Annotated in this window: 26 protein-coding genes; 19 read left to right on the top strand and 7 right to left on the bottom strand. The window is 30.6% G+C overall.

Annotated features, from left to right (window positions below):
- Positions 1-27: 27 nt before the first annotated feature.
- The 5 genes from soxB to AANAER_RS08085 all read left to right on the top strand — a co-directional run bounded on the left by soxB (position 28) and on the right by AANAER_RS08085 (position 4497).
- The gene (gene soxB, locus AANAER_RS08105; protein WP_129081756.1) at positions 28-1803 is read left to right on the top strand and encodes a thiosulfohydrolase SoxB; all 1776 of its coding nucleotides are present in this window, start codon (positions 28-30) and stop codon (positions 1801-1803) included.
- A gap of 85 nt (positions 1804-1888) precedes the next feature.
- A complete protein-coding gene (locus AANAER_RS08100) occupies positions 1889-2689 on the top strand; it encodes a thioredoxin family protein (protein ID WP_044418691.1) in 801 nt (266 codons plus the stop codon).
- Positions 2689-3159, top strand: coding sequence for an MOSC domain-containing protein (locus tag AANAER_RS08095; protein ID WP_129081755.1), 471 nt, complete (start codon positions 2689-2691; stop codon positions 3157-3159). Before AANAER_RS08100 ends, AANAER_RS08095 begins: the two co-directional genes overlap by 1 nt.
- Before the next feature lie 11 nt (positions 3160-3170).
- Positions 3171-3608: a DsrE family protein gene (locus tag AANAER_RS08090; RefSeq protein WP_044418695.1), complete on the top strand. Its 438-nt coding sequence runs from the start codon at positions 3171-3173 to the stop codon at positions 3606-3608.
- A gap of 103 nt (positions 3609-3711) precedes the next feature.
- A complete protein-coding gene (locus AANAER_RS08085) occupies positions 3712-4497 on the top strand; it encodes an alpha/beta hydrolase (RefSeq protein WP_129081754.1) in 786 nt (261 codons plus the stop codon).
- A gap of 1 nt (position 4498) precedes the next feature.
- Here the strand turns inward: AANAER_RS08085 and AANAER_RS08080 are convergent, their stop codons facing one another.
- On the bottom strand, positions 4499-5419 hold the full coding sequence (locus AANAER_RS08080) for an MBL fold metallo-hydrolase (protein ID WP_129081753.1): 921 nt from the start codon (positions 5417-5419) through the stop codon (positions 4499-4501).
- Positions 5420-5526: 107 nt separating this feature from the next.
- Here AANAER_RS08080 and AANAER_RS08075 point away from each other — a divergent pair, with 107 nt between their 5' ends.
- Positions 5527-6684: an HD-GYP domain-containing protein gene (locus AANAER_RS08075; protein ID WP_129081752.1), complete on the top strand. Its 1158-nt coding sequence runs from the start codon at positions 5527-5529 to the stop codon at positions 6682-6684.
- Positions 6685-6709: 25 nt separating this feature from the next.
- Here the strand turns inward: AANAER_RS08075 and AANAER_RS08070 are convergent, their stop codons facing one another.
- Positions 6710-7390, bottom strand: a complete 681-nt coding sequence (locus AANAER_RS08070; protein WP_044418702.1) for a rhodanese-like domain-containing protein — start codon at positions 7388-7390, stop codon at positions 6710-6712.
- A gap of 143 nt (positions 7391-7533) precedes the next feature.
- Here AANAER_RS08070 and AANAER_RS08065 point away from each other — a divergent pair, with 143 nt between their 5' ends.
- Positions 7534-8418, top strand: coding sequence for a hypothetical protein (locus tag AANAER_RS08065; protein ID WP_129081751.1), 885 nt, complete (start codon positions 7534-7536; stop codon positions 8416-8418).
- Here AANAER_RS08065 and AANAER_RS08060 read toward each other — a convergent pair.
- Positions 8408-9316 (bottom strand): DMT family transporter, encoded by a 909-nt coding sequence (locus AANAER_RS08060; RefSeq protein WP_129081750.1) that lies wholly within the window; start codon positions 9314-9316, stop codon positions 8408-8410. The genes AANAER_RS08065 and AANAER_RS08060 overlap by 11 nt on opposite strands.
- A gap of 189 nt (positions 9317-9505) precedes the next feature.
- On the opposite strand from AANAER_RS08060, the gene AANAER_RS08055 reads away from it, so the two are divergent.
- The 9 genes from AANAER_RS08055 (at position 9506) to AANAER_RS08015 (ending at position 18148) form a co-directional block, all read left to right on the top strand.
- Positions 9506-10438, top strand: a complete 933-nt coding sequence (locus tag AANAER_RS08055) for a dihydrodipicolinate synthase family protein (protein WP_206732538.1) — start codon at positions 9506-9508, stop codon at positions 10436-10438.
- Between the two features lie 113 nt (positions 10439-10551).
- Positions 10552-12135, top strand: coding sequence for an aldehyde dehydrogenase (NADP(+)) (locus AANAER_RS08050; RefSeq protein ID WP_129081748.1), 1584 nt, complete (start codon positions 10552-10554; stop codon positions 12133-12135).
- Entirely contained in the window at positions 12132-13073 is a 942-nt protein-coding gene (gene lhpI / locus AANAER_RS08045) for a bifunctional Delta(1)-pyrroline-2-carboxylate/Delta(1)-piperideine-2-carboxylate reductase (RefSeq protein WP_129081747.1), read from the top strand. Before AANAER_RS08050 ends, lhpI begins: the two co-directional genes overlap by 4 nt.
- 2 nt (positions 13074-13075) lie before the next feature.
- Positions 13076-14080: a 4-hydroxyproline epimerase gene (locus AANAER_RS08040; RefSeq protein WP_129081746.1), complete on the top strand. Its 1005-nt coding sequence runs from the start codon at positions 13076-13078 to the stop codon at positions 14078-14080.
- Between the two features lies 1 nt (position 14081).
- Positions 14082-15332 (top strand): NAD(P)/FAD-dependent oxidoreductase, encoded by a 1251-nt coding sequence (locus tag AANAER_RS08035; protein WP_129081745.1) that lies wholly within the window; start codon positions 14082-14084, stop codon positions 15330-15332.
- A 79-nt stretch (positions 15333-15411) separates the two neighbouring features.
- Positions 15412-16233: a transporter substrate-binding domain-containing protein gene (locus AANAER_RS08030; protein ID WP_129081744.1), complete on the top strand. Its 822-nt coding sequence runs from the start codon at positions 15412-15414 to the stop codon at positions 16231-16233.
- A gap of 52 nt (positions 16234-16285) precedes the next feature.
- Entirely contained in the window at positions 16286-16477 is a 192-nt protein-coding gene (locus AANAER_RS08025) for a hypothetical protein (RefSeq protein ID WP_129081743.1), read from the top strand.
- A complete protein-coding gene (locus AANAER_RS08020) occupies positions 16461-17498 on the top strand; it encodes a proline racemase family protein (protein ID WP_129081742.1) in 1038 nt (345 codons plus the stop codon). Before AANAER_RS08025 ends, AANAER_RS08020 begins: the two co-directional genes overlap by 17 nt.
- Before the next feature lie 11 nt (positions 17499-17509).
- Entirely contained in the window at positions 17510-18148 is a 639-nt protein-coding gene (locus AANAER_RS08015) for a GntR family transcriptional regulator (RefSeq protein ID WP_129081741.1), read from the top strand.
- Positions 18149-18154: 6 nt separating this feature from the next.
- Here AANAER_RS08015 and AANAER_RS08010 read toward each other — a convergent pair whose 3' ends face one another.
- On the bottom strand, positions 18155-18346 hold the full coding sequence (locus tag AANAER_RS08010; protein ID WP_129081740.1) for a hypothetical protein: 192 nt from the start codon (positions 18344-18346) through the stop codon (positions 18155-18157).
- A gap of 193 nt (positions 18347-18539) precedes the next feature.
- Between AANAER_RS08010 and AANAER_RS08005 the strand changes: the two genes are divergently transcribed.
- The 3 genes from AANAER_RS08005 to AANAER_RS07995 all read left to right on the top strand — a co-directional run bounded on the left by AANAER_RS08005 (position 18540) and on the right by AANAER_RS07995 (position 20363).
- On the top strand, positions 18540-19298 hold the full coding sequence (locus tag AANAER_RS08005; protein WP_129081739.1) for a tRNA 2-thiocytidine biosynthesis TtcA family protein: 759 nt from the start codon (positions 18540-18542) through the stop codon (positions 19296-19298).
- Between the two features lies 1 nt (position 19299).
- Positions 19300-19791, top strand: a complete 492-nt coding sequence (locus AANAER_RS08000; protein WP_044414739.1) for a DUF523 domain-containing protein — start codon at positions 19300-19302, stop codon at positions 19789-19791.
- A gap of 95 nt (positions 19792-19886) precedes the next feature.
- Positions 19887-20363 (top strand): acyloxyacyl hydrolase, encoded by a 477-nt coding sequence (locus AANAER_RS07995; protein WP_052502491.1) that lies wholly within the window; start codon positions 19887-19889, stop codon positions 20361-20363.
- Between the two features lie 15 nt (positions 20364-20378).
- Here the strand turns inward: AANAER_RS07995 and trxC are convergent, their stop codons facing one another.
- The 3 genes from trxC to AANAER_RS07980 are packed head-to-tail and all read right to left on the bottom strand — an operon-like array spanning position 20379 to position 21548.
- Positions 20379-20810, bottom strand: coding sequence for a thioredoxin TrxC (gene trxC, locus AANAER_RS07990; protein WP_179951799.1), 432 nt, complete (start codon positions 20808-20810; stop codon positions 20379-20381).
- A gap of 2 nt (positions 20811-20812) precedes the next feature.
- A complete protein-coding gene (locus AANAER_RS07985) occupies positions 20813-21058 on the bottom strand; it encodes a hypothetical protein (protein WP_129081738.1) in 246 nt (81 codons plus the stop codon).
- Positions 21048-21548 carry a putative metalloprotease CJM1_0395 family protein gene (locus AANAER_RS07980; protein WP_129081737.1) on the bottom strand — a complete coding sequence of 167 codons (501 nt, stop codon included), beginning with the start codon at positions 21546-21548 and terminating at the stop codon, positions 21048-21050. The genes AANAER_RS07985 and AANAER_RS07980 overlap by 11 nt, the downstream gene beginning before the upstream one ends.
- Between the last annotated feature and the right edge of the window lie 39 nt (positions 21549-21587).

Here is a 21587-nt window from a genome sequence, read left to right as displayed (position 1 = left end):
TAAATTTCATATGAAGGGATTGATTAAATGAGTAAACTAAGTAGAAGAGAGTTTGTTTATATGATGGCAGTACTTGGTGCTGCTCCTGTATTTGCTAATTCACATACAAGAATGACAAATACCAATAAACTTGAAGATTATTACAAATTAAAACCGTTCGGTAATGTAAGATTAATGCATATGACTGATTCTCATGCACAACTTTTACCGGTATATTTTAGGGAGCCAAGCGTAAATTTGGGGCTTCATAGTAATTTTGGAAAACCACCTCATATTGTAGGTGAGAAATTCTTAGATTATTTTGGAATAAAAGGTAATAAAAGATTAGAATATGCACTTACTTGTGTAAATTTTGAAAAACATGCAAAAGTTATGGGTAGAACAGGTGGTTTCGCTCAAATTAAAACAGTTGTAGATTTTTTAAAAAACAATTTCGGTAAAGAAAAAACTTTATTGTTAGACGGTGGAGATACATGGCAAGGAAGTGCAACGGCTCTTTACACTAGAGGTAAAGATATGGTCGGTGCGATGAATCTTTTAGGTGTAGATGTTGCCGTAGGACACTGGGAATTTACTTATAAAGCCCAAGAGGTTTTAGATAATGTAAAAGAGTTAAATGCAGAATTTCTTGCCCAAAACGTAAAAGTAAAAGAGGATGCTCTTTTTGAAGAGACTGATATTGCAAAACAAGCATACGATCAAGATGAAGGTTATGCATTTAAACCTTATACTATTAAAAAACTAGGAAATGCAAGAGTTGCTATTATAGGACAGGCTTTCCCTTATACAACAATTGCAAATCCTCAAAGATTTATTCCTGATTGGACATTCTCAATCAATGATGACGGTATGCAAGAACTTGTTGATGAAGTTAGAGAGAGTGAAAAACCCGATGCAGTAATCGTACTTTCTCATAACGGATATGATACAGATAAAAAAATGGCACAAGTCGTAACGGGAATTGATTTTATTATGGGTGGACACACTCATGACGGTGTTCCCGAAGCTGTTCCTGTTAAAAACGACGGCGGGGTTACTTATGTTTGTAATGCCGGTTCAAACGGTAAATTCTTAAATGTTTTAGATTTAGATATTCAAAATGGAAAAATCAAAGACTTTAAATTTACACTTCTTCCGATTTTTTCTGATATTGTTCCTGAAGATGCAGCTATGAAAAAATATATTAAAGATGTTAGAGCTCCATTTTTAAAAGAACTTACAAGAGAAATCGCAACTACAGAAAATACTCTTTTTAGAAGAGGAAATTTTAACGGTTCTTGGGACCAAATTATTTGTGATGCTTTAATGGACGTAAAAGGTGCCGATATCTCTTTATCTCCGGGATTTAGATGGGGAACTTCGGTAATGCCCGGACAAGCAATTACATTTGATGATTTAATGACTCAAACGGCAATGACTTATCCTGAAACATACGCAAGAGATATCTCAGGAAAAGATATAAAAAATATCTTAGAAGATGTTGCTGATAACTTATTTAATCCGGATCCATTTTTCCAACAAGGTGGAGATATGGTAAGAACGGGAGGAATCTCTTATAAAATTAATCCTATTGCAAAAATGGGAGAGAGAATTTCAGATATTACTCTTACAAAAAGCGGAGAAAAACTTGAAGCTAGTAAATCTTACAAAGTTGCGGGTTGGTCAACAGTAGGTGCAAAATCACCGGGTGAACCTGTATGGGAAACTGTTGAAACATATCTAAAAAATGTAAAACATATTGCTAACCTTAAAGTTGATACTCCAGATATTGTCGGAGTAAAAGGTAATCCCGGAATTATCTAAATAAATTAAGAAGAGATTTTTCTCTTCTTCAATTTAGCAGATATTTTATTTTAAATATTTGCTAAGTTGAAAGAGAGGTTTTATAATGATAAAAAAAGGTTTATTTTTACTATTTTGTCTATTTTTTACAATAAATTTATATGCAGATTTTCAAGAGGGAAAAATATTATTTGAACAAAAGTGTGCATCTTGCCACAAAGAGTATATCTCTTTTAAAAAATTAAAAGAGAATTTTTTTGAAAGAAACAATACTCTTCTTAACCTAACAATCCCAACTGAAAATATGCTTGCATGGGCAATTATGGACAGTAGTAGAAAAATAGGCGATCCAAATGATCCTGAGATGAGACAAGTAGAGATAGAGGAGTATCTGAAATCATATTTGGCAAATCCTGATTTAAATAACAGTATTTGTGATCAGCATGTTTTAAAATATTATGTTAAAAAAGAGCCAATGCAAATAAGTAGCGAAGAATCAGAGCTTTTGGCTCAATATTTTATGGGATATAAACAAAATAGATTAAAAAACAGTGAAGAACCCGTAAATGTAAAAACAAAAGATTTTGATGAAAAGAAAATTTTACAAAAAGCTCAAAAAGAGGGCAAACATATTATTGTTTTTGCCACATCTCAAACCTGTTATTTTTGTAAAAAGATGAAAAAAGAGGTTCTCTCTTTAAAAGATGTACAAAAAAAGATTGATAATGATTATATCTTTTTAGAAGTAGATGTAGATTTTGTATCTTTGCCTTTTGGTTTGAAAAAATATTTTAAAGGTATGACTCCTACCTTTTTTATTTTAACAACAAGCGGTGAACTTATCAATACTTATCCAGGAGCATGGGTAAAAGATGACTTTTTACAAATATTGAAGGAAAATTTATAATGAGTACATTAGGAAAAGTAATCGACACATTTAGTGCAAAAGTAGGTCAAAGCGGCTTACCCAGACCAAAAGTGCAGAGTCTGGATTTGATTTACGGATACGGTATAAAAGATGATAAATTTGCAGGAGATAATCTTGATAAAACCGTAATGATAGTAGGTAAACAAAGTTATGATTTAGCAAAAGAAAACTCAATAGAGCTGCAAAACGGTAGTTTAGGAGAAAATATACTTCTTGATTTCGATCCTCATGAATTTCCAATAGGAACAAGATTTAAAATAGGCGAGGCTGTTATTGTAGTAATGGAGAATTGTACTATTTGTAACCATTTGGCAGTTTTTGACGATGAATTGCCGATTTTACTGCAAGAGTACAGAGGTTTATATTGTAAAATAGAAAAAGCTGGTATAGTAACAAAAAATAGCACTGTAGAATTAGTTGAAGATACTAAATCTAAAATTGCTTCATAAAAAGGGATAAAATGAAAAAATTTTTATTGTTGACTATATTAACAATATTTACATATGCACAATCAACTTTTAGTGATCCTCAGCCTAGTTTTGACGAACCTAGAAAAGTTGCAATTCAACTTTACGATTCTGATTTGAAAAAGGTGAATCATAATTTAAGTACTATCTACAATATTTTAAAAGAGTACCCCGAAGAGAGTCTGAAAGTTGCCGTTATTGCTTACGGTAACGGTGTTAGAGCCTTAAAAAAAGATTATGATAAAGCTACTTTGTCAAGGATTAATTCATTAATGGAATATGATGTGGAGTTTGTCGTTTGTAAAAATACTATGCAGACTATGAACTGGACAGAAGATGATTTTATTGACGGAGTCTCTTATGTTCAAGCCGGAATTGTCGAGTTAATAGAGAGACAAATAGACGGATATGTGGGAATTATTGCCTACTAAAAACTTTCATTAAACTAAAGTTCTATATATATTTAAGAGAAAAAATAAATATAGAACTAAGAGTAATTTTATAAAATTATTAAATCTTACAAAAGGAGTAGATATGCAAAAAAAGTTTTTCTTATTTTTTATGATTTTTTTACTTTCTTTATCATTAGAAGCAAAAAAAATCAATCAAGACCAATGTAGTAAGTTAGGAGATAATTTTATCTTTGCAGGCGGTGAGTGTATAGAGTATAAAGCCTATAAAGGTGATTCAACTGACAGAATTATAGTTATTGTTCATGGAACTTGGGATGAGGGGACGAATACTTTAGGAAGATATGCACCTTTTGCCGAAACTATGAATATGAATACGGACTTAACTACAATTGCGATTGCCCTTCCGGGATATTCAGGTTCTTCAACAAATAATTTTGAGTCTTTGGGAAGTAAAAAAGTTAAAAATTTAGCTGCACATAAAGATTATGTACTGTTTTTAGGAAAATTAATAAAAGCTTTAAAAGATAAATTCGGTGCAAAAGAGGTTACTTATATAGGTCATAGTGCAGGTGCTATGGCAGGTGCTACTTTAATGGGATTGGAACCTGATCTAATTCAAAATATTGCCTTAGCAGGTGGAAGATATGATATTCACAAAGTAGCAAAAGGGGATTTAATCTCTTTAGTTGATGTTATTGATAATGTAAATAAAGATGCTAAATTTCTTTTTATTTACGGAACAAAAGATGAAATTTCAAAACCTGAAGTTACTACAAGTTTTTTTAAAATTGCGGAAGATAAAGGGTTAAATGCAAAGTTATTAAAAGTTCAAGGAGCAGTTCATATCGATTTGGATATGAGCGATACTTCTGTAGAAGCAATAACCGAAATGTTAGAAGAGGAGTAAATTATTCCTCTTCTTCATAAAATTCCAATTCATTAAACGCATCAAAAACATTTCTGGAATTTAATTCATCATATAAAGCTTTATTTTTAAACTCTTCCATTTTTACCACTTTTGTAATATCTTGTGCAGAGACTTCATTTTCAATAGCCTCTAAAACTCTTTGTTTAAGCAGCGTAAAATATTGTTTAGTCTCATTCATAGCATTTTTACTCGTATCAAAACCGTGTCCTGGTACAAGGTTTTTAAAATCCATTTTTTCAAGCATTTTTACGGCTTTTAGCTGACCTATTACGGAACCGTCTCTATTTGAGGTAATTCTTCCATTCATTACAATATCACTTGAAAAGAGTGTTTTATTTTTAGGAACATAAACAAACAAATCTTCACTTGCGTGAGCTTTGACTCCTACAGGTATAATCTGAAATGAAGTATCATCGATTTTTAGTGTCGTAGGTTCAGATATTTCTTGTTCTACTTTTACTATTTTCGTATTTTTTATCGCATCGGCTGAAAGCATTCTAAACATTCTTGTTTTTGAATTTTTATCATAATTTTTATTTATTGAAGCAACTCCGACAAGTTTTGCATTAAATTTTTCTTTATGAAAAGAGGCTCCTAACCAGTGGTCATCATGTTCATGGGTTAATATAACAGTAGAAACAGGTAAATCTGCAATTTTCTGCATCTGTTCATAGGCTTGTTTTGCTATTTCATAAGTTCCTCCTGCATCGATTAAAACATAATGTTTTCCTGTGTTTACATAACAGTGATTTGACATAAAACCTCCATTATGTTTTGACGGAGCTTCAAGTTTGCCTAAAAAACACCAAGTCGTATCATTTACCTTTTGCGGTTTTAAATGGTAATCAAATCCAAAAAGGCTTATATTCACTAACAACAATGAAAATAATATTCTCTTCATTTCTCTCCTTTTTATATTTATTAATTTTGATTATATATTCTTTTCTTTAATTTATAATTAGTAATTATATTGTAGGATTATTATCAATTAAAATTTAGGATAATAATATGGACAAGAAAAAAGAGATACTTTTTAATTTAAATAATTTTTTATTAGCAATGTCGACTGCTTTAGATGAAGTAGAAAAAGAGGTTTACAAAGTCTCTTGCTTTCACTCTAAAAGAGTTGCTTATCTTGCACTGAAATTGGCAAAAGAGTTTAATTTTGAAAAAGAGGGACTTTCTGATATTTGCTCTTTTGCTCTTTTACATAATATAGGATTAAAAAAGAGTCTAAAAAAAGGGGAAGAGTACTGCTTGTTAGGGGAAGAGTATTCAACTAAATTTCCTTTTTTAACTGATGAAAAAAATATTATAAAATACCACTGCGAATATTATGACGGAAGCGGTATTTTTGGTTTGAAAGGTGATGAAATTCCTCTTTTTTCACAATTTTTGGCTTTTGCAGATACTCTTGATACAAAATTTGATTTATCAAAAAAAGATATAAATAACAGAAAAGAGATTTTAGAATTTGTCAAAAAAAGTGAAAATACTCTTTTTTCAACAGATATGGTTGAGTGTTTTTTTGAATTTAGCGAAGTTGAAAGTTTCTGGCTTGATTTACAAAATGAACAAGAGCTGTTAACTTATATTTTTTCTTCTTTATTTGATTTCTCTATTCCATTAAAATTTGAAGATGTTTTATCTCTCTCTTCTATTTTTCATGAATTAATCGATAACAATAGTAATCTAATATCAAACTGCTCTAAAATGGCAGATTTTTATAATTTTGACCACAAAGACAAACAGACATTTTTAATTGCCGCAAGTTTGGCAAATATAGGCAAATTTTTTATTCCAAGCAAGATTTTAGAAAAAAAAGATACATTAGAACTAAATGAATATACTCAAATTAAGGCTTATCCTTATTATACAAAAAAAGTTTTATCAAATATCATTGGCTTTAGCGATATAAATAATTGGGCAAGTACTATTCAAGAATTTATCGATAAAAGCGGCTATCCTTTTTGTTTGGAGGGTAAAGATTTAAGTCTAAAAAACAGATTATTGACTACTACAAATATCTATACCTCTTTAATAACAAAAAAAACATACAGAGCAGCTTTTTCAAAAGAAGAGGCTTTTAAAATAATGGATAAACTTTCAAATGATAAAAGAGTAGATAAATCAATAGTTGAGGATTTAAAAAGTGTTTTTAGTTAAAGATTACCTAAAAAGGTAATCTTTTTTATTCAGAAACCGTAGTTAAATTTAACATTTTCCAAGAGTACATTCCACCTCTGTACCATTTGATCTTTTCTTGAGGAAAACCGATTTTTATTAAGTTTTTAATAGCAAGAGTAGATTGAGGGCACCAAGGTCCGTTACAAAACAGCAATAACTCTTTTGCATTTGTAAAGTCATATTTCCCTTCACTAAGCTCTTTTACTCCGATCATATCTAAAACGTCATAGAAATCATCAGGGTATTTGTCTTTATTAAAATAAGGAAAAGGTATATTTTCAGCTGTTGGTATACTCATTTGTAAAAACCAATCAGGAAGTCTTGCATCAATAAGAAGTTTATTCTTATCTGTTTGAGACTCTTTTATAAATTTAATAACCTCAAGTTCTCCTATAGTTTCAATTTTATCATTGATTTTCATAGGAGTTATTTTCCCTACTGTTGTTACAAATTTTTTAACACATTTTTCGGGAAGTCCTTCTTTTGCATAATTCCCTGACCAGATATTTTTGGGATCTGCACCATTTATCGTTTTACACTCTTCATCATGCATCCTTTTAATAGTAACAGTTTGATCGTCGTATTTTATATCTACACCGCTACTTCGTAGATTAAATTCACTCGCAGCTAAAGTTGAAGCAAAGAAGAGTGAACCAAGTATTATATATTTACTTTTTTTCAGCATATCTATCTCCTTGTTTATAATTTTTTCTAATATTAAAATATAATAAGATTAAAATATAAATGAGCTTAAACGGCAAATATACTACTTGCAAATTAATATAATCAAAAAAAGTTGTTCTATAATTAAACATCAAAGGTGAAAGTATGGGAAATATTTCTATTGAAATAAAAGGCTTTTCAACAGTAACATCTTCTAAGATAGTTGCTTCTTTAAATAAAATTTATAAAGATTTTTCTTTTTTGGATATAAGAAGATTGTCAACTATAATAGTAAGTTCAGAGTTTAAAGAAAATAGTGTAACTTTACAAGATAAATATGCCGTTGTTTTAACTCTGTCCAAGAATGATGATTTTGAATTTATATTGTTAATCAATCCAAATTTTATTTTAAATATTCTAAAAAACAAAGAGGATCTTTTTTATAAAAGAGCCTTTCATATATTGCATCACGAATTTGCACATATTCATGATAACAACAAAAAAATAGATGCTTTTAAAAATTTGATGAAAACATCTTCTTATAAAGGAGTATCTTCACTTCTTTATCCCATTGCAGAAAATTGTTGGAGTGAATATATTGCAAATTTTATCTCTTCTAAAAGTGCTTTGGATACTACTTACCCTTTTGAAGTTGCAAAAGCTTTACTTTATAAAGTTAATAATATACCAAAAGAGATAGAAAAAAAATTCTCTCTTTTTAACGGTAAAAAAGGGAATAAGGAATTTATCCTTTTTTCAATAAAACAAGCGGAATCTTTATTTAAAAGTGCAGCTTATTTAATAGGATATTTAAATGGAATAGGTATTTCTCTTGAAAAAATAGATGAAAAAATTGCTTTAGAATTAAACTCTTCCTCTTTTTATATATTTTTTGAAAGTTTAAAGTATGAATTATCTTCAATTCATCAGATTTATCCAGACGGATTTATAAATCTATCAATATATAAAAAGATTGCTTTTTTAGTAGAAGAGTTTTTAAAACAAAAGGGAATTTCTTTAATAGAAGAAAAAGAAGAGCCTATCTTCTAAATCTCTTCTTTAAATTTTTACTTTGTTGTATTAAAAGTCCTAAAACAATCAAAACAAGACCTAAAAGTGTTGCTAACAATATTTTCTCTCCCACAAATAGATATATAAAGATAAGAGATAAAAAAGGAGCAATAAAAATTAAGTTTGCAATTTTTGAAGTAGAGTAGGTCAGTTTCATAGCATTGAGCCAAAACATAAAAGTTATACTCATTTCAAATAATCCGACATAAATGGCACCGGCAACACCTTTTATATCATTTACCGTATATTCTCCTACATATATAAAATATATTAAGACAAAAGGCAAAGAGATTAAAAAGTTTGAAAAAAGTCCTACTACGGGATTTACTTCTATTTTAGTATTAAATATCCAATATAAAGACCAAAAAACTGTAGTAAGAAGAGCTAATATTACGCCGTAAATATTAGTAAACTCCAAAGAGAAAGGATTGCCTTTGGTTGCAATTATCAAAACTCCGAAATAACAAATCAATCCTGCTATAACATCCTCTTTTTTTAATTTATGCCCAAGAAGAGGAATTGAAAGATAAGTGAGCATTAACGCCCAAGTGAAATTTATAGTTTGAGCCTCTTGCACGGGAAGCAAATCATATGCTTTAAAAAGTGTTATATATTGCAAAAAAGGATTTATAAATCCTAATAGAAGTATATATTTAAAATTTTTTTTGAAGTGTTGAAGGACTTCATTTAAAAGATTTTTTGCAACTACAATTGTAAAAAGTGCAACAGTAGAAGTTAAAATTGCAAAAAAAACTAATTGAGATACACTTAATGTTTCTAAACTAATTTTAAAAACACTTGCCACAGTAGACCATAAAAACACCGATATAAGCGCATATATATAGGCTTTTTTTTGATTTTTTACTTGATTTTCCATATTTTTCCTAGCTGTTTGAATTTAAGTTTATTTTAATATATGTGTGATATACTTCTGATATATCAATAATATTTCAATAAAATATATTACAGATATATAAATTAAAAAGAAATTAATAATGTCAAATAATTTGTTTGACAAAAAGGTAATATAATGGAAGAAACTAGTATAGATTGGCTTTATACTGTTATGCCAGCCGTATTTACATGGCTAAAAGAGTCAGAATCAGGAGCCCTTGAAATTGATTTTGATGAAACAAAAAGACAGGCTGAATATGTTTTAAAAGCTCAAGGAAAGGGCGGAAGCAGAATGGGAGGACTTGTTGCCTCTGGTACTTTAGGTGAAAATAGTTATTTAAGCAACGAACAAAGACTTTCTTTACTTGAATCACTTTCTAAAGTTGCTAAGAAATACAATGTGCCATTGATCAGTGGAGCTTCGGCAGAAACTAAAGAAGAGATTGCAATAATCATTGAAGGACTAGCAAAGGTTGGTGTGGATACTGTTATGGTAATGCCTCCAAAAACTAAAGAAGCTCCTTGCGATGAAGATATGTATGCGTACTATGCTCTTGCTGCAACAGCTGCAAAAAAGGCAGGGGTAACAATTCTGCCTTATAATAATCCTGATGCAGCCGGATATCATGCAATCTCAACAAATACTCTTATTAAACTTGCAGCTCTACCTGAAATAGTGGCTCTTAAAATATCGACTATAGATGTTTCTATTATTGAAACATTATTGTTAGTGGACAAAGATTTAAAAATTTTGGCAGGTGTTGATAATGTAACTGTATATGCCGGACTTGCCGGAGCATGCGGTGGAATTACAGGTGTAGGTACTATCTTCCCCAAAGCTAGTATTACTATGCAGGAGTATGTTTTAAAAGGTGAATGGGACCAGGCTCTAAAAGTTTCTCAGGCGATGAACTCCATTTCATATCTTGATGGTCAGCCGCTTCTTATGGAATATCTTAAGTTTGCAATGGGACTTCATCATAATGATGCTGATGGAGGACTTCGTACTCTTGGTAAGAAATTAACTCCTGAGCAAATTGAAGATGTTCGAGCAAGATACATTCTAGCAAAAGAAAGAATAGAAGGCTTGGGGTTATTAGATTAATCCTTATTGATGATATCAAAAAATTTAATTAATCTAAATGGTTGGTATGAAATGTAAATTTATTGGAGTTTATCCAACAGTTACACTACCAGCATTATAAAAAAAGGATAAAAATGAGTTTACATGGTAAAAATTTTATCGGTAACGTGTTGTCTTCAAACGGTAATCAAAGTAGTAAAATCTATGATATTAATACGAATGAACCTTTTGAAGGAGAGTTTATACATGCAACAAAAGAGGAAGTTGAATTAGCTTTGAAAAAAGCTAATGAGGCTTTCTTCATATATAAAGAGAGTTCACAATTACAAAGAGCAGAGTTTTTAGAAACAATTGCAGATGAAATTATGAATCTAGGAGATGAATTAGTAGTTAGAACTATTGCAGAATCAAATCTTCCAAGACCTAGAATTGAAGGTGAAAGAGGACGAACAGTAGGGCAGCTAAGAATGTTTGCTTCTCTTTTAAAAGAAGGTTCTTGGGTTGAAGCTACGATAGATGAAGCACTTCCTGAAAGAAAACCCTTACCAAGAAATGATTTAAGAAAAATGTTAAGACCAATAGGAGTTGTTTCAGTATTTGAAGCTAGCAACTTTCCTTTGGCTTTTGCTTGTGCAGGAGGAGATACTGCATCAGCTTTAGCAGCAGGTTGTCCTGTAATCGTAAAAGCTCACTCTTCTCACAGCGGTACTTCGGAACTTATTGCAACAGCTATTATAAAAGCCGTAAAAAAATCTAATATGCCTGACGGAACTTTTTCTATGGTTCATGGAAGCGGTAGAACAGTAGGTCAGCAAATTGTTTTAAATGAAATTGTAAAAGCCGTCGGTTTTACAGGTTCTACGCAAGGGGGAATGAAACTTTTTGAATTGGCAAATCAAAGAAAAACTCCTATTCCGGTTTTTGCAGAAATGGGAAGTATTAACCCTTGTCTTATTTTACCAAGTGCAGTAAAAAACAGTGATAATATGGCTTCTTTATACGCAAGTTCAATAACAGTCGGAGTAGGGCAGTTTTGTACAAATCCCGGATTGATTCTTACAATAAAAGATGAAAATCTTGAAATATTTAAAGAAAAACTTTCAAAAGAGATAAACAAAATAGCTCCTGCAACAATGCTTTCTCACGGAATTCAAGAAGCTTATGAAAAAGGTAAAAAAGAGGCTCTTTCTCAAAAAGGAATTACCCTTTTAGGTGAGTCAAATATAAAAAATACAAAAGCAGAAGGTAGACCTACTATTGCAAGCGTTGATGCAAAAACTTTTATGGAAAATCCAAAATTACATGAAGAAATTTTCGGACCTTACTCTTTATTAGTGGAGTGTGAGGATTTAAAAGAACTTTCTTTAGTAATTGATTGTTTAGAAGGTCAGTTAACGGCAACTGTTATGGGTGAAGAGACAGAAATGATTAAATACAAAGAGGTTATTTCCTCTTTAGAAAACAGATGCGGAAGAATCCTTTTTAACGGTGTTCCAACAGGTGTTGAAGTTTGTCATTCAATGCAACATGGAGGTCCTTTCCCTGCTGCTACTGATTCAAGATTTACTTCTGTGGGTACAGGTGCGATTAGAAGATTCGTAAGACCTGTTTGTTTCCAAGATTGTCCTAATTCTTTACTTCCTAATGAATTAAAAGATGAAAATCCTTTAAAAATCTTAAGAATCGTAAATGAAAAATATACAAGAGAGTCCTTATGAAATTTATAGAAAAAAATGATGTCGAAAAAGCTCTTGATTATCCCTCTTTAATAAAAGCATTAAAAGAGGCTTTTATAAATGAGATAAAAGTACCTTCTAGACTTCATTATGATTTTGCAAACCCCAAAGAGGGTGTGGATTCAACGCTTCTTCTTATGCCTGCATGGCAGGAAGGAGTAAGTGTGGGAACAAAAATTTTAACAGTAAGTCCTAACAATGCAAAATATAATCTTCCTTCGATTAGCGGACTTTATATACTTTTTGACGGACATAAAGGGGAACTTCAAGCAGTTATTGACGGTAAACCTTTAACCTCAAAAAGAACGGCAGCGGCTTCTGCTTTAGCTAGTTCTTATCTTTCAAAAGAGGATTCATCTTCAATGCTTATGGTTGGAACGGGAGCTTTAAGTACGGAATTAATAAGAGCCCATAGTAGTGTTAGAGACTTAAAAGAGATTTTTATTTGGGGAAGAGATAAAAACAAAGCTAAAAAAGCGGCTCAAAGTTTGGAAAATGAATTTAATATCAAACTTGTTGATAATATTGAAGATAAGATTTGCGACGTAGATATTGTTTCTTGTGCAACTCTCAGTATAAATCCTTTAATATTCGGAAAAAATTTAAAAGCAGGACAACATATTGATTTAGTCGGTGCTTATAAACCTGATATGAGAGAAGCTGATGATGAGTTGATTAAAAATGTTGATATTTATATTGATACGAATATGGCTAAAAAAGAGTCAGGAGAGTTAAAAATTCCCCTTGAAAATAGTGTAATATCTGAAAATGATATTAAAGCAGACCTCTTTGATTTAACAAGAGAATTAAAAAAAGGTAGAGACTCAAACTCTCAGATTACACTTTTTAAATCTGTTGGTCACGGTTTAGAGGATTTAGCTGCTGCAAGATTAGTATATGAGAAATTAACTAGGAGTTAAAAATGTCTTGTAAAACTTTTTTCTGTGTAGATGCTCACACTTGTGGGAATCCGGTCAGAGTTGTTTGTGGTGGTGCACCTTTACTTAAAGGTGCTAATATGAGTGAAAAAAGACAGCACTTTTTAAAAGAGTTTGATTGGATAAGAAGAGGTCTTATGTTTGAACCAAGAGGTCATGATATGATGAGTGGTTCTATTGTATTTCAGCCAAGCAGTGACGATTATGACGTCTCAATTTTGTTTATTGAAACAAGCGGTTGTTTGCCGATGTGCGGTCACGGTACAATCGGAACAGTTACTGTTTTGATTGAAAAAGAGATTGTAAAACCTAAAAAAGAGGGTGAACTTAGACTTGAAACACCGGCAGGTCTAGTTGTTGCTACTTATAAAAGAGATGAAAAAGATAGAGTTAAATCCGTAAAAATAGTAAATATTCCATCTTTTTTACATTCAAGCAATCTTGAAGTTGAATCTTCTGTATTGGGAAAATTAAGCGTAGATGTTGCTTACGGTGGAAACTTTTACGCAATTATCGATCCTCAAGAAAATTTTTCGGGAATTGAAAACTTCAAAGCTTCGGAACTTATATCAATGAGCAAAGAGTTAAGAGATAAATTGAATGAAAAATATAATTTTGTTCATCCCGAAAATGAAACAATTTGCGGTCTTTCTCATATTGAGTGGACCGGAAAAATAATAGATGAAACTTCAACTGCAAGAAATGCAGTCTTTTACGGAGACAAAGCAATTGATAGATCACCTTGCGGTACGGGAACCAGTGCAAGAATGGCTCAATGGTTTTCACAAGGAAAATTAAATAAAGGTGATGAATTTATACATGAGAGTTTTATCGGGTCTAAATTTATCGGAAGAATTGAAGATGAAGTTCAATTAGGAACTTATAAAGCAATTATCCCTTCTATTGAAGGTTGGGCAAAAATTACAGGATTAAATACTATTACAATAGATGACGATGATCCTTATGCTCATGGATTTCAGGTGATTTAATATGAAAAATATAGCAATTATCGGAGGAGGAATAAGCGGAATTCTTTCAGCTTATTTCTTACATAAAAGCGGGAATAAAGTAGCTGTTTATGAAGAAAACACAGTTGCAAAAGGATGTTCTTACGGAAATGCAGGATTAATAGTTCCAAGTCATTTTGAAACTTTGTCAAATCCGGGCGTTATAAAACAAGGATTAAAATGGATGTTAAATCCAAATTCTCCATTCTTCTTAAAACCAAGATTTGATTTGGATTTGATTAAATGGATTTATAAATTTAACTCATTTTGTACTCAAAAACATGTTGAAGAGAATAAATACTTTTTAAGAGATATCTCTTTATACAGTTTAAACTTATATAAAAAATTACAAAAAAGCGAAGATTTTGATTTTGATTTTAAAAACTATGGTCTTTTAATGATGTGTAAAGAGGAAAAAACTTTAAAAGAGGAAGAGCATTTAGTAAAAGAAGCAAATAAAATAGGACTTGATGCAAAAATTTTAGGGAAAGAAGCTCTTAAAAAGTTAGAACCCAATGCCTCTTTTGATGTTTTAGGTGCAGCATATTATAAAGATGATTCAAGAGTTCAACCTTATGATTTGATAATGGCAATAAAAGCTTTCCTTGAAAAAGAGGGCGTTGTTTTCCATGAAAATTGTAAAATCAAAGATATCAATATAAATAATTCAAAAATTGATTCTATCGTTGATGAAAATTCAAACCTTTACAGAGCAGATGAGTTTGTATTTACAACAGGTGTTTATACGTTTGATATAGCTAAAAAATTCGGATTAAATCTTCCTATGCAAGGTGGTAAGGGATTCTCTTTTAAAGTTGATAAAAACAGTGCTTTAAATTTTTCAACGCCCATGATATTAGCCGAAGAAAAAGTAGCAGTTACTCCTTATGATTCTTATGTAAGGTTTGCAGGAACAATGATGATTAGCGGTTATGACTCTTCAATAAGCGAGAGAAGAGTTAATAATATAAGAAAAGCCGCAAATTCATATATTAACGGTTTGGATATTCAAAATGATCAAATCAAAGATATTTGGGCAGGGCTTAGACCTTGTTCTCCTGACGGTTTGCCTTTTGTAGGAAAAAGTAAAACTATTTCAAATCTTACAGTTGCGACAGGACATGCAATGATAGGAGTCTCTTTAGGAGCTGCAACGGGAAAAATTGTATCTAATCTTGTAAATGGTGAAAAAACGGATATAGATATTGAAAAAATGAATCTTTACAGATTTTAATCAAAGGAGGATATGAAAATAAAAAAGATGCTACATGTATGCAAGAGGAAAGCACAAAATTAAAACAAAAGGAAAGAAAATGAAATTAATTAAGAAGTTAGCAGTAGTAGTAAGTTCAGTTTTGACATTAGGTGTAGTCGGTGCAAATGCAGATTTATTAGACAAAATACTTGAAAAAGGTAAGGTTAAGTGTGGGGTTGTTCTTGATTTCCCTCCGATGGGGTACAGAGATGCAAAAAACAAACCTGCAGGTTTTGATGTGGAATATTGTAAAGATCTAGCAAAAGCTTTAGATGTAGAACTAGAGTTAAAATCAATGACTTTTGCTCAAAGAATACCTGCGTTAAACTCAGGTAAAGTAGATGTAGTAATCGGTTCTACTTCAGATACTTTAGAAAGAGCAAAATCAGCAGGTTTTACAATGCCTTATTTTGTATTTAAATTACAATCAATGTTTAAAAAAGGAAGTAACATAAAAACTTTTGAAGATTTAAAAGGTAAAAAAGTTACGGCAGCACTTAGTACGACTCCTGAAACAAAATTTATTAAAAATGCAAAAAAATTAGGATGGAATGCTTCAGACTATTTTTCATCTAAATCTGAAAACGATACACATTTAGCTTTACTTCAAGGTAAAGCAGATGCAATTATTACTACTGATACAACAATTTCAGAACTTTTAAAATTGGACAAATTCAAGGATTATGTAGCAGGTCCTTATGTACCAAATTATGATGATTTCGTATCTATTATTACAAAAAGAGATGAATATGGATTTATCAATTATTTAAATTTATTTATTCATCAACAAGTAAGATCGGGAAGATATGCAGAGGTTTATAAAAAATTTTACGGTGATGCTCCAATTAGGGATTTAATAGTACATGGAATTTATTACTAAGAATTATTCAGAAGCTTTGCTTCTGAATAATACATCAATATAAGGATTGATTATGTTTGATTTTGAGTATTCGTTTCATTGGCTTACGGTATGGCATGTTTTCCCTGAAATGTTAAGCGCTGCACTTGTAACTATACAAGTAGCGGTTTTGTCTATGATTTTCGGATTGATTGTTGCAATTTTTTTAGTATTTATATCTACAAATAAAAAGTTAAAAAAGGAAAAGAATGGCTATATTAAATAATTTGAAAATTGATAATAAAAAGTTTTTAAAATTAAAAACAATAGATATGCATACAGAAGGCGAACCTTTAAGAGTTATTCTTGAGGGCTATCCTGAAATCAAAGGCAAAACTATTTTAGAAAAAAGAAATTATTTTAAAGAAAACCTTGATTATATAAGAACTTCTTTAATGTATGAGCCAAGAGGACATGCAGATATGTACGGCGTAGTAATTGTAGAAGCAGATAACAAAGATTCCGATTTCGGCGTGATTTTTATGCACAATGAAGGATATAGCACAATGTGTGGTCATGCAACGATTGCAATTACGAAATTAGCTGTAGAATTAGGCTGGATTCAAATAAAAAAACCTATAACAACTTTAAAAATAGATGCACCTTGTGGACAAATAGAATCTTTTATTCAAGTAGATTCTAAAGGTAAAATATTAAATATTTGTTTTAAATGTGTGCCCTCTTTTGTAATAGCATTAAATGAAACAATAAAAGTTCAAAATATAGGAGAGGTAAGTTACGATTTAGCTTACGGCGGTGCTTTTTATGCTTATGTTAATGCCGATTTAATAGAACTTTCTTTGGATAAGCAAAATTATGATAAAATCATTAGTTACGGAAAAAAAATAAAAAAAGCCATAATAGAAAAGAAAAATAATATAAAACATCCGTTTGAAGAAGATTTGAGTTTTCTTTACGGGGTTATTTTTATAACAAAATCAGATAAATATCATAGTAAAAATGTATGTGTCTTTGCTAACGGTGAAGTAGATAGAAGTCCTACAGGTTCCGGAGTATCAGGAAGAACGGCTATTGAATATTTACGTAAAAATATCTCAATTGGCGAAGAGATAACTATTGAGAGTATTTTAGGTACGACTTTTAATGTTAAAGTCGACGAAGAGATTAAATACGGGAATTTTGATGCAGTTGTCCCTAAAGTAACAGGTACTGCATATATAACAGGGGAACATACTTTTTTAATAGATAAAAAAGACCCTTTAAAATATGGATTTTTTTTAAGGTAAAGGATTAGATAATGCCGGAAAATAACTTATCAGCAAAAGCTTATAAAATATTAGAAGAGTTACTTGTAACTTTAAAATTAGAACCGGGAAAGGTTTACTCGGAAAAAGAGTTGATGGAATTATCCGGTATAAGTAGAACTCCTTTAAGAGAAGCTTTACTTAAACTCTCTAATGAATCTTTGATAAATATTATTCCAAGAAGGGGAATTCAAATCTCAGATATCAATATGACAAACCAACTTGCGATTTTGGAAACAAGAAAAGTATTAGACAGATTGCTTATTTCAAGAGCAACCAAATATGCAACACCTCTTGAAAAAAGTAATATTTTGGAATTTAAAAAATATATGCAAATTGCAATAGATGATAAAGACGTTAATGAATATTTAAGAGTGGATAAACTTTTAGATCAAACAATTTTTAATGCAGCAAGAAACAGCTATGCCGCAAATGCAACAGCTCCTTTACATATAAGAAGCAGAAGGTTTTGGTACTATTTCAAAGGAGTTGATGATTTAGAATTCTCTGCAAAAAATCATATGAAGCTAATTGATGCAATAATCGATTCAAATGAAGAAGAAGCTTTGTCTTTGTCGGATGTGATTATAAATAATTTGGTAGATGTAGTTAAAAAGTATATAAATATTTAGATGACACTATTTTTTATTATATTTCATAATTAATATTTGCTCGTAAAGCATGCTGCCAAATCCTTTTGGCAGTTCCGGATGTTCTCTTTCAACTACCGAAATAATTGTTTTTATCTGATCTTCCGTCATATTTTGTACAATCGGTATTATTGTTCTTTCAATGGTTTGCTTAAATTCTGTTATCTCTTCTTTTGTCATCTTTATAGTTCTTTATTTTAATTAGTTTGAATTGCAATTATATAAAATTTAACTAAAAAGTTAGTTAATAATCGTCAAATTTACTCTCAAAATTTTATTATTTTATTTTTTAATAAAATTTTTCTTTTTTTGCTTTAATAGGATTAAGAACAAAATATGATATAATCGCGAAAAATTTTTAGGAAAGATTATTTTGGTAGAGTTAAGTAAAAAAATATCTAGTGTAGTAGGAAAAACAAACGCCGAGTATGAATTAATAAAAGAGGGTGATAGAGTATTAGTAGGCTTTTCAGGCGGTAAAGACTCTACTACATTAATTCATGCTTTAAACCATTTGAAAAGAGTAGCACCTTTTGATTTTGAATTTAAAGCAGTAACTATAACATACGGAATGGGAGAGCAAGTTCAATTTTTATCCCAACATTGTAAAGAGCATGGAATAGAACATGAGATAGTTGATACGCAGATTTTTGAATTAGCAGGAGAAAAAATTAGAAAAAATTCCTCTTTTTGTTCATTTTTTTCTAGAATGAGAAGGGGATATTTATATTCAACGGCACAAGAACAAGGCTTCAATAAATTAGCACTAGGACACCATTTAGATGATGCAATGGAATCATTTTTTATGAACTTTTTATATAACGGTGCATTAAGATCAATGCCGCCTATATATAAAGCAGAAAACGGTCTAAAAGTTATTAGACCTCTAATTTTCTGCAGAGAGAGACAATTAAGAGCTTTTGCACAAAAAAATGAAATTTCGGTAATCGGAGATGAAGCTTGTCCTGCTATGAGATTTGATATAAAAATGCCTCATGCAAGAGAAAAAACCAAAGAACTTTTAGCTAAAATGGAAGAAGAAAATCCTCAAATGTTTATCTCAATGAAAGCAGCTTTTAACAATATTCAAACATCAACATTCTTTGAAAAAGAATATTTAGATAGAGATTAGTATGAAAATATTGATTTCTTCTTGTCTTCTTGGTGAAGACGTAAGGTATGACGGTGCAAATTCATCAATAGTATATAATCCTTCTCTCTCATTTTCTCAGAAAGAACTTTTTATGGATATTCTTTGTGAAAATGAGATTTACTCTTTCTGCCCTGAAGTTTCTGGAGGGTTAAGTATTCCAAGAGTTCCTTCTGAAATTATCTCTTCAAAAAAACCTTTTATTGTAAAAGATAAAGAAGATAAAGATGTAACTATAAATTTTCTTCTTGGAGCAAAAAATGCTTTGGATTTATGTAAAAAAGAGGGCATTAAAGTAGCTTTGTTAAAATCAAAATCGCCTTCATGTGGAAATAAAAATATATATGACGGAACATTCAGCGGAAAAATTATAGAAGGTCAAGGACTTACAGCTAAACTTTTAATAGAAAACGGTATTGAAACTTTTAATGAAAATGAACTAGAAGAGCTTCTAACTTTTATAAATAAAAAGTAACAAAATCAAATAAAATGATTTTTTTATAAAAACTTTTACGCAATTTTTATTATTTTATAATTATAATTTAATTTAAACTAAATTGGGAGAGTTAAATGAAAAAAATTATTTTAGTCTTTTTTTTATTAATAGGCTGTTTAAATGCCTTTGATAAAGTATCTTTAGAATATGGATACAAAAACAATATCGATGTTTACGGTATAGCTTTACAAAAAGATTTTGATTATAAACTTTTTGATATAGCAAAACTGGCTTTTGATATTTCAGCTCAACATATAAGCGGAGAAGATGACAGCTTAACTGTTATTAGTGCTCAACCTTTAATAAATATAGATTTGTCAAAAAAAATATATTTTGAAGCCGGAGTCGGAGGTGCTTATTTTAGTAAAGATTATTTAGATCATAAAAAATTCGGTATGCACTTTCAATTTAAAGAGAGTATTGGATTCGGTTATAGATTTACTGATAATCTTGAAGCAACTCTAAAATATAATCATTATTCAAATGCCGATTTAGATGATGATAACGCTGGATTAGACTTTTTTGGAATAAAAGTAGCTTATAAATTTTAAAAGCTACTTTTTAATTTATACAAACTCATTTACTAGGTTCGATAAACTAAGTGGATCTAAGGCTCCACTTACTCTTTTTACCTCTTTACCGTTTTTATAAACAATTAATGTAGGAATTGATCTTATTGAATATTTTGCACCCAAAGATTGTTGTTCTTCAGTGTTGACTTTTACAAACATAGCTTTTAACGGATATTTTTGAGATACTTCATTAAAAACAGGAGCCATCATTTTACAAGGTCCGCACCATGGTGCCCAAAAATCAACGATTACGGGAAGTTCGGAATTTACAACTACATGATCGAAGTTTGTTTCATTTAATTCAATGGGAGTTGTATCTAATAAAGAGTTTCTGCAACTGCCGCAATTTGCTTTTGTATAACTATCTTTTTTGGGAATAGCATTGATTTTTAAACAATGGGGACAAACTACGTTTATTTTTGACATTTTTAAGCCTTAATATTCAATAGAGTATCTAAAGCTGCTTGTTGTGTCGAAATACCTTGAGCATTTGCACTATAAGATATAACTTGCGGAGTTTGTTGAACAAGAGAGTTTATAATATCCGTACTTGCTCCTTGAAATTCCGGATCTCCTACATTATTTGCAACTTGCGCAATATTTTGAGCCATTTGATTTACTTCCATTTGCACGGCTAACATACCTGCTAAATTTAGATTATTATTAACTGTCATAGTTTTCTCCTTGCTCTTGAGATTGACTTTGAATAAGAAGTCTGTTTAAGTTCGCTGTTCTTGCTATTTGCATATCGGCACCGCTTAATTCACTTGGAGCACTTGCCGCATCTTGAAGCTGTTGAAGTTTTACATTTGCACTAGCTTCATCCTCGGGAATTGAAGTATCCATTCTTACAAAACCGCCTGTTGCATAAAGTTTCCCGTCAGGTCCTAATTGGTAAGTGTAATTTATAGGAGTGGTTGTTGCAGCTTTTGATGCATGCAGTTGTTCGTGCGCTTTTGTTTGTTCATCAAGTTTTTCAAACTTGCTTATAACTCTATTATAATCTTTTTCATCATATTTACTATTTGATTCATTGAGTTTATCATAAGAGTCTTGAGTAGATTTCTCAAGCTCTTTTTTATCGACACTGTTTAATTCTGCTCTTTTTTGAGCCAGCTGCATATAAATAGATGATGAAGATTGTGTTATATTTAACGCTTCCATTTTTTACCTTTAGATTATTTTAACATCTTTTAAAGCAAA

Origin of the sequence: Halarcobacter anaerophilus (assembly GCF_006459125.1) — a bacterium.
Taxonomy (GTDB): domain Bacteria; phylum Campylobacterota; class Campylobacteria; order Campylobacterales; family Arcobacteraceae; genus Halarcobacter; species Halarcobacter anaerophilus.
Note: the sequence above shows the minus strand (reverse complement) of the source record. Positions and strands in the feature narration are given on the sequence as shown.

Bases quoted from the DNA above. Each gene is read 5' to 3' on its own strand.
- lhpI (WP_129081747.1), top strand. From the start codon at position 12,132: ATGAAATTTATAGAAAAAAATGATGTCGAAAAAGCTCTTGATTATCCC.
- AANAER_RS08040 (WP_129081746.1), top strand. From the start codon at position 13,076: ATGTCTTGTAAAACTTTTTTCTGTGTAGATGCTCACACTTGTGGGAAT.
- AANAER_RS08065 (WP_129081751.1), top strand. From the start codon at position 7,534: ATGGGAAATATTTCTATTGAAATAAAAGGCTTTTCAACAGTAACATCT.
- AANAER_RS08095 (WP_129081755.1), top strand. From the start codon at position 2,689: ATGAGTACATTAGGAAAAGTAATCGACACATTTAGTGCAAAAGTAGGT.
- AANAER_RS08025 (WP_129081743.1), top strand. From the start codon at position 16,286: ATGTTTGATTTTGAGTATTCGTTTCATTGGCTTACGGTATGGCATGTT.
- AANAER_RS08035 (WP_129081745.1), top strand. From the start codon at position 14,082: ATGAAAAATATAGCAATTATCGGAGGAGGAATAAGCGGAATTCTTTCA.
- AANAER_RS08060 (WP_129081750.1), bottom strand. From the start codon at position 9,316: ATGGAAAATCAAGTAAAAAATCAAAAAAAAGCCTATATATATGCGCTT.
- AANAER_RS07995 (WP_052502491.1), top strand. From the start codon at position 19,887: ATGAAAAAAATTATTTTAGTCTTTTTTTTATTAATAGGCTGTTTAAAT.
- AANAER_RS08020 (WP_129081742.1), top strand. From the start codon at position 16,461: ATGGCTATATTAAATAATTTGAAAATTGATAATAAAAAGTTTTTAAAA.
- AANAER_RS08030 (WP_129081744.1), top strand. From the start codon at position 15,412: ATGAAATTAATTAAGAAGTTAGCAGTAGTAGTAAGTTCAGTTTTGACA.
- AANAER_RS07985 (WP_129081738.1), bottom strand. From the start codon at position 21,058: ATGACAGTTAATAATAATCTAAATTTAGCAGGTATGTTAGCCGTGCAA.
- AANAER_RS08015 (WP_129081741.1), top strand. From the start codon at position 17,510: ATGCCGGAAAATAACTTATCAGCAAAAGCTTATAAAATATTAGAAGAG.
- AANAER_RS07980 (WP_129081737.1), bottom strand. From the start codon at position 21,548: ATGGAAGCGTTAAATATAACACAATCTTCATCATCTATTTATATGCAG.
- soxB (WP_129081756.1), top strand. From the start codon at position 28: ATGAGTAAACTAAGTAGAAGAGAGTTTGTTTATATGATGGCAGTACTT.
- AANAER_RS08090 (WP_044418695.1), top strand. From the start codon at position 3,171: ATGAAAAAATTTTTATTGTTGACTATATTAACAATATTTACATATGCA.
- trxC (WP_179951799.1), bottom strand. From the start codon at position 20,810: ATGTCAAAAATAAACGTAGTTTGTCCCCATTGTTTAAAAATCAATGCT.
- AANAER_RS08085 (WP_129081754.1), top strand. From the start codon at position 3,712: ATGCAAAAAAAGTTTTTCTTATTTTTTATGATTTTTTTACTTTCTTTA.
- AANAER_RS08010 (WP_129081740.1), bottom strand. From the start codon at position 18,346: ATGACAAAAGAAGAGATAACAGAATTTAAGCAAACCATTGAAAGAACA.
- AANAER_RS08050 (WP_129081748.1), top strand. From the start codon at position 10,552: ATGAGTTTACATGGTAAAAATTTTATCGGTAACGTGTTGTCTTCAAAC.
- AANAER_RS08080 (WP_129081753.1), bottom strand. From the start codon at position 5,419: ATGAAGAGAATATTATTTTCATTGTTGTTAGTGAATATAAGCCTTTTT.
- AANAER_RS08070 (WP_044418702.1), bottom strand. From the start codon at position 7,390: ATGCTGAAAAAAAGTAAATATATAATACTTGGTTCACTCTTCTTTGCT.
- AANAER_RS08100 (WP_044418691.1), top strand. From the start codon at position 1,889: ATGATAAAAAAAGGTTTATTTTTACTATTTTGTCTATTTTTTACAATA.
- AANAER_RS08000 (WP_044414739.1), top strand. From the start codon at position 19,300: ATGAAAATATTGATTTCTTCTTGTCTTCTTGGTGAAGACGTAAGGTAT.
- AANAER_RS08075 (WP_129081752.1), top strand. From the start codon at position 5,527: ATGGACAAGAAAAAAGAGATACTTTTTAATTTAAATAATTTTTTATTA.
- AANAER_RS08055 (WP_206732538.1), top strand. From the start codon at position 9,506: ATGCCAGCCGTATTTACATGGCTAAAAGAGTCAGAATCAGGAGCCCTT.